The sequence below is a fragment of the Thioalkalivibrio sp. genome, from assembly GCF_041685615.1.
Taxonomy (GTDB): domain Bacteria; phylum Pseudomonadota; class Gammaproteobacteria; order Ectothiorhodospirales; family Ectothiorhodospiraceae; genus Thioalkalivibrio.
In genome coordinates, this window is record NZ_JAWLFK010000073.1 from 1 (window position 1) to 6541 (window position 6541).

The 6541-nt window shown below is 68.2% G+C and carries 6 protein-coding genes; all 6 read right to left on the reverse strand.

Annotated elements, in window-relative coordinates:
* A partial coding sequence (locus tag ACESLR_RS11125; RefSeq protein ID WP_373067403.1) for a multicopper oxidase domain-containing protein occupies nt 1-627 on the reverse strand: 627 nt, incomplete at its 3' end.
* Nucleotides 627-3149 carry a heavy metal translocating P-type ATPase gene (locus ACESLR_RS11130; RefSeq protein ID WP_373024919.1) on the reverse strand — a complete coding sequence of 841 codons (2523 nt, stop codon included), beginning with the start codon at nt 3147-3149 and terminating at the stop codon, nt 627-629. The genes ACESLR_RS11130 and ACESLR_RS11125, both read right to left, overlap by 1 nt.
* Before the next feature lie 11 nt (nt 3150-3160).
* Complete coding sequence (locus tag ACESLR_RS11135; protein ID WP_373024918.1) at nt 3161-3292, reverse strand: hypothetical protein; 132 nt, start codon at nt 3290-3292, stop codon at nt 3161-3163.
* Between the two features lie 109 nt (nt 3293-3401).
* Entirely contained in the window at nt 3402-3746 is a 345-nt protein-coding gene (locus tag ACESLR_RS11140) for a hypothetical protein (RefSeq protein WP_373024917.1), read from the reverse strand.
* 96 nt (nt 3747-3842) lie between these two features.
* The gene (cls, locus tag ACESLR_RS11145) at nt 3843-5315 is read right to left on the reverse strand and encodes a cardiolipin synthase (protein WP_373054163.1); all 1473 of its coding nucleotides are present in this window, start codon (nt 5313-5315) and stop codon (nt 3843-3845) included.
* A 24-nt stretch (nt 5316-5339) separates the two neighbouring features.
* Complete coding sequence (locus ACESLR_RS11150) at nt 5340-6530, reverse strand: O-succinylhomoserine sulfhydrylase (RefSeq protein WP_373024915.1); 1191 nt, start codon at nt 6528-6530, stop codon at nt 5340-5342.
* Nucleotides 6531-6541 lie beyond the last annotated feature (11 nt).

The window sequence follows — 6541 nt, forward strand, 5'->3', positions numbered from 1 at the left end:
CCGGTCGAAGTGCTTGTCCTGCAGTACCAGCGGCAGGTCGGTCTTGCCGAGTTCCAGCCCCAGCGCCTCGTTCAGCGCCTCGTGGTCGTTGTCGCTCACCAGCAGGAAGCTCGCCAGCCCCTGGTGGGCCTGACGCGCGGTCCGGTGATGGGCGTGGGTGTGATACCAGTAGGTACCGCCACGGTTAGTCACTTTAAAGCGGTATTCGTACTGCTCTCCGGGGTCGACCGTATGGATCGGATGCCCGTCCACCCGCCCCGGAACATGCAGGCCATGCCAATGGATGATCGTGCCCTCGTCGAGCTGGTTATCCAGGGTCACGTCCAGTTCATCGCCGGTGCGCAACAAGAGGATCGGATTCTGATATTCATGGCCGTTCATCTGCGTCCGGTACCAGAGGAACGGGGTCTCCTCGCGCCCCGCCACCGGCAGCCACCCCTGCTCCGCGACCAGGGTGAACGGCTCGTTGGGTGCGAGCACCGCAAACGGGCCGTCCGCGCCGGGCAGAAACAGGGCATTGTCGAACCGGGGGGCGGACACCGCGTGGTTGAACAGGCTCCAGCCGCCGAATGTGGTGATCACGGGGAGCGCCGCGGCCAGCCCCAGAAACTGACGTCGTTTCATCATTACTTTTCTCCAGTACGGGATGCCGGCATGCTCCGGCGCAGCAGAATGGAATTGCCGATCACCGACAGCGAGCTGGCGGTCATCGCGACCACACCGATCATCGGGTGCAGCAGCCCGGCCGCGGCGATCGGGATCGCGGCGGAGTTGTAGCCCCAGGCCCAGAACAGGTTCTGCACGATCTTGCGGAACGTCAGCCGCGACAGCTGGACGGCTTCGACGACCTTGGTCAGCTCCCCGCGCACCAGCGTCACATCCGCGGCCTCGATCGCGACGTCGGCGCCGGCACCGATCGCGATCCCGACGTTCGCCTGTTGCAGGGCCGGGGCGTCGTTGATGCCGTCGCCGACCATTGCCACGTGTTCGCCGTACTGCTGCTGCAGCTCGCGGATGGCCTCGACCTTGCCCTCCGGCAGCACCCCGGCACGAACCTCGTCAATCCCCACCTGGGCGGCCACCGCATTGGCGGTGCGCTCGTTGTCGCCGGTGACCATCACGCAGCGGATACCGAGGTCATGCAGTTGTTCGATCGCGGCCTGCGATTCTTCCTTGAGCGTGTCGGCGACCGCGACAATGCCGGCCGGACGGTCGCCGATGGCCACCAGCATCGCGGTCTTGCCGGCATCCTCCAGTTCCCGCAGGGAGCCCAGCAGGGCCGACGGATCCAGACCCTGCTCCTCCAGCAGGCGCTGGCTGCCCACCAGCACACGTTCGCCGTCCAGGCGGGCCTCCACACCGCGCGCGGTGTGGGACTGGAACTGCTCGACCTCGGTGACCTCCAGCTCCCGGTCCCGCGCGCCCTGCACAATAGCGTCGGCCAGCGGGTGCGCGGAACCGGCCTCCACGGCCGCCGCGGCCCGCAGCACGCGGGACTCGTCGAAGCCATCGGCCGGGATAACGTCGGTCAGCGCCGGCTTGCCCCGGGTGATGGTGCCGGTCTTGTCGAGCACGATCACCGCAATGTCCTTGAGGGTCTGGATCGCGGAGCCCGAGCGGATCAGCACGCCGCGCTCGGCCCCCATGCCGGAACCGACCATCAGCGCTGTGGGCGTGGCCAGCCCCAGCGCACAGGGGCAGGCAATGACCAGCACGGCGATCGCCGCCAGGATTGCCAGCACCAGCGGCGGGCGCCCGGAATCGACCCAGGGCAGGAAGCCCTCGCCCCAGACCAGGATCGGCTGCAACGCCCCGGAGAACGCCAGCCAGGCCGCGAACGCGGCCAGCGCGATCACCAGCACGGCCGGCACGAAGCGCGCGGTGATGCGGTCCGCCAGTTCCTGCACCGGCACGCGCGAGCCCTGCGCCTCGTTGACCAGGCGGATTACCTGCGACAGGAAGGTATCGGCCCCGACGCGGGTCGCGCGCACCTTCAGCCGCCCCTGCTGATTCAGGGTGGCGCCAAGCACGGTGTCGCCCTCGCCCTTGTCCACCGGGACCGACTCGCCGGTGGCAATGGACTCGTCCACGGTGCTTTCGCCGACCACCACCTCGCCATCGGTCGGCACCTTCTCGCCCGGGCGCACGATCATCACGTCGCCCACCTGGAGCGACTTGACCGACACCTCGACCTCCTCGCCATCACGCTCGACCCGGGCGGTCTTCGCACCCAGGTCCAGCAGCTTGCGAATCGCGGAGGAAGCCTCGCCCTTGGCGCGGTACTCCAGATAGCGCCCGAGCATGTGGAAGGCCATGATGGTCGCGGCCATCTCGATGAACGAGGTCATCGGATAGACGAAACCGACCAGTCCAATCAGGTAGGGTGGCAGCGAGCCCATGGAGATCAGCACGTCCATGTTCAGGTTGCCGCTTTTCAGCGAACGCCAGGCGGACCGATGCGTGGCCGCGCCCCCCGCCAGGAACACCACCGGGAAGGCCAGCAACGCGATGATCAGCAGATAGCCCGGGATCGGCTGCCAGAACATGTGCGGCATCATCAGGACCATGACCGCGATGGTCGGCACCATCGCGAACCACAGACGGTTCCAGGCCTGCTTCACGTAGGCGGCGTCGATCGCCGCGTCGTCTGCCTCGCTGGCGGCGTCGTCGGTCTCCACCGCCGCCACGTCGTAGCCGGCCCCCTCTACAGCCGCGCGCAGGGCCTCGCCATCGGGCCCCTCAGGCGTCACCTCCACCGTCACCCGGTGATCCGAGATGTTGGTGCGGATGGATTCGATCCCGTCGAGCTTCTCGATCGCCGCGCGCACGATGCCGGCGCAGTGATCCGAGCCCATGCCCGGCACCACCAGCCGCACCGAAACGGGACCCCCGGCCCCGGCCTCGCCCTCGACCTGTGCGACGTCGTAGCCGGCGCCCTCCACCGCGGCGCGCAGCCCCTGCGGGTCGACCTGGTCGGGGTCATACCCCACCGTCACCCTATGGCGGGCAATATTGGTCCCCACCGAGGCCACCCCCGGGGTCTTTTCCAGCGCCGCGCGCACGATGCCCGCGCAGTGGTCCGACCCCATGCCGGGGACGATTACCACCGCCTCGCGCGCATTCGCCGCCTTCGTTTCTGACGTCGTCATCGCGTGACTCCTTACCGGCCACCGAACAGATACTTGATCAGCGCGGCGATCCCGAGGATCAGCAGCACCAGGACCAGGAGCCCGATCAGGCCTCCTCCCAGACCCATGCCGCCCATCCAGCCAAAACCTTGTTCACCCATCATGGTGTAGTCCTCCCGGGGACGTAGATACAACGGCGATGCGCACATCGGCGCACCAAAGGAGCGACTGGCGCGTCGCCCGGAGCCGGACGGCTGCCCGACCGGGGAGAATTCAGAGAGGAGGGCGCAGGTCCGGACCCGCGCGGGCATCGGGGGCCATGGCCACGACACCCGGAACGGGACTCGAGAGTTCGGCGGTGACCGGCAGGGTCCCGCTGGAGGGCAGGGCCGAAACCGCGCAGATACCGCAAACCGCGCACGGCATCTCGCAGGTCGAGGATTCGACCTGGATCGCGGGAGCGTCCGAATGCGAGCCAGCGCCCTGGTCCGGACAGTGGCCCTGCGCGGCCATTTCCGGTCCGGGGTCCCCGTGCAGCATCCCCGCACTGGCCACCGGCGCCGCGAGCAGCGCGGCGGCGATCAGCAGGGTCAGCAAGTGGTGCAGGGTTCGCGACACGGACAGGCCTCGAAAACGTATTCCGGGTACAAGTCTAGCACCGGCGACCCGTCTCCACATGACGCCGATCAAGCCGCACGGACACCGCCCGGAACGTTACAGCACCGGTGCCAGCAGATAGGCGGCGCGCGCGGCCACCCGGCGCCAGAGTGGCAAGTCGTCCACGTCCTGCCGGGTCGTCTCGCGCGAACGGGAAAAGTCCGCCTCGAACATCCGTGCCGTCTCGCGGGCGAAGGCCGGGTCCAGCACCAGTGCCGTGACCTCGAAATTCAGCCGGAACGAGCGGTTGTCCAGGTTCACCGTACCCACGGCCGCGCCCATGTCGTCCACCACGAATGCCTTGCCGTGCAGGAAGCCTTCCTGATAGCGGTAGACGCGAACGCCGGCGTCCAGGAGCGGCCCGAGGAAGGCATAGGCCGCATGCGTGGTCAGTGGGTTGTCGGTGACCTCGGGGATCAGCACGCGCACGTCGACGCCGCTGAGTGCGGCCAGCTTGAGCATGCCCTGCACGCCCTCGTCCGGCACAAAATAGGGGCTGGCGATCCAGATGCGACGCTCGGCCGCATGGATCGCCTGCTGCATCATCAGGCTGGCGGTCTCGAATTCGTCGGCCGGACCGGAGGGCAGGATCAGCACCGGAACCCCGTCCTCCGCCATGGTCGCCGGCTTCCATTCCAGCTCCGGGACCGCCTCGGTGGCCCAGTGCCAGTCCTCCAGGAAGACCGACTGCAACGCGAGGGCGGACGGCCCCGCAATACGCAGGTGGGTGTCGCGCCAGGTACCGATTGCCGGATCGCGGCCCAGGTACTCGTCGCCCACGTTCAGCCCGCCGACCCAGGCCTGCTCGCCATCGGCGACCACGATCTTGCGGTGGTTGCGGAAGTTCAGCTGGAAGCGATTGCCGCGTCCGCGGGTGGAGTGAAAGTGCTGCACATGGACGCCCGCCTCCCGCAGGGTGTCCAGGTAGCTCCCGGACAGGCCGTAGCTGCCGATCTCGTCATACAGGAAATAGACGTCGACGCCGGCCTCGGCACGCTCCACCAGCCGCCGCTGGAATTCGCGCCCGATCGCGTCGTCACGCACGATATAGAACTGCACCAGCAGGTAGCGCTCGGCCTGCTTGATGCCGCGAAAGAGGCTTTCGAAGGTCGCCTCGCCGTCCACCAGCAGCTCGACCTCGTTACCGTGGAGGAACGGCCAGCGGGCGAGCTGCTGTACACCATCCAGGTGCTTGCTCGGTGCTTGCGCGACGTACTGGTGAGACCACAGCTCCTCGGTCTTCGGCTGCAGTGCGCGGGCCAGGCTGGAGTCCTCGTCGCGGCGCGCCACGACATAGCCACGAAACTCGCTGGCGCCGAACACCCAGTAGGCCGGCACGGCCACATAGGGCACCGTGTTCAGCGAAACAATCCAGGCCACCGCCCCCTGCGGCGTGCGGGTGGACATCAGGGCATCCAGCGAAGACAGGAACCCCAGCAGGTGGAACCCGATCACGACCGTCAGGAGGACACGCCAGCGCGGCCGGCGACGCCGGGACTGGCCGAGCTGGGTGTTCGAGGCTCGCGACATGCCCGTGGGGCTCGGGTCGTCGGCTCAGAGGGCGTCGAGGCCGCGTGCCAGATCGCGCTGGATGTCGGCGACGGCCTCGAGCCCGACCGCGACCCGCACCAGGGCCTCGGTAATGCCCTGGGCCTCGCGCTTGTCCGGGTCCACGCGCCCATGGGTGGTGGTCGCCGGGTGGGTGATCGTGGTCTTGGCGTCGCCGAGGTTGGCGGTGATCGACAGGAACCGGGTGGCGTCGATCACCGACCAGGCAGCCTCGCGCCCGCCAGCGACCTCGAAGCTCAGCACCCCGCCAAAGCCGCTTTGCTGCTGCTTCGCGATCGCGTGCTGCGGGTGATCCGGCAGGCCCGGGTAATGCACCGCCGTGACCTTCGGATGGGCCTGCAGCCAGTGCGCCAGGGCCAGCGCGTTGTCGCTGTGCGCGCGCATGCGCAGAGACAGCGTCTCCAGGCCCTTCAGGAACACCCAGGCGTTGAACGGCGACAGCGTCGGCCCGGCCGTGCGCAGGAAGCCGTAGACGTCCTTGCCCACGCGCTCGGTGTCGCCCACCACCGCGCCGCCCAGGCAGCGGCCCTGGCCGTCGAGGAACTTGGTTGCCGAGTGGATGATGATATCGGCACCCAGATCCAGCGGGCGCTGCAGGGCCGGCGTGCAGAAACAGTTGTCCACCGCCAGCAGCACGTCGTGGCGGTGCGCGATGTCGGCCAGCGCGGCGATACCCACCACCTCGCCCAGCGGGTTGGACGGCGTCTCGCAGAAGTACAGCCGGGTATTGGGCTGTGTGGCGGCCTCCCAGGCCTCCAGATTCGACAGCTCGACGTAGGTCACCTCCACGCCGAAGCGCCCGAGGTAATTGTTGAACAGCACGGTAGTGGTGCCGAACACGGAGCGCGAACAGACGACGTGATCGCCGGCCTTCAGCAGGCCCATCATGGTCGCGAGGATCGCCGACATGCCGGACGCGGTGGCCACACAGGCCTCGCCCCCTTCCAGCGCGGCCAGACGGTCCTGGAAGGTACGCACGGTGGGGTTGGTAAAGCGCGAGTAGATGTTGCCCGGGCTCTCGCCGCCAAAGCGCGCGGCGGCCTCCGCGGCCGAGCCGAACACGAAGCTCGAGGTCGGGAAGATCGCCTCGGAGTGCTCGCCCTCGGGCGTGCGCTGGTAGCCATGGCGGATGGCGACGGTCTGCGGGTCGTAATCAGTGGGGTCGAAGTCGGTCATCGCGGCATCCT

Coding starts and splice junctions, on each gene's coding strand:
- ACESLR_RS11130 (WP_373024919.1), bottom strand. CDS start 3,149: ATGACGACGTCAGAAACGAAGGCGGCGAATGCGCGCGAGGCGGTGGTA.
- ACESLR_RS11150 (WP_373024915.1), bottom strand. CDS start 6,530: ATGACCGACTTCGACCCCACTGATTACGACCCGCAGACCGTCGCCATC.
- ACESLR_RS11135 (WP_373024918.1), bottom strand. CDS start 3,292: ATGATGGGTGAACAAGGTTTTGGCTGGATGGGCGGCATGGGTCTGGGA.
- cls (WP_373054163.1), bottom strand. CDS start 5,315: ATGTCGCGAGCCTCGAACACCCAGCTCGGCCAGTCCCGGCGTCGCCGG.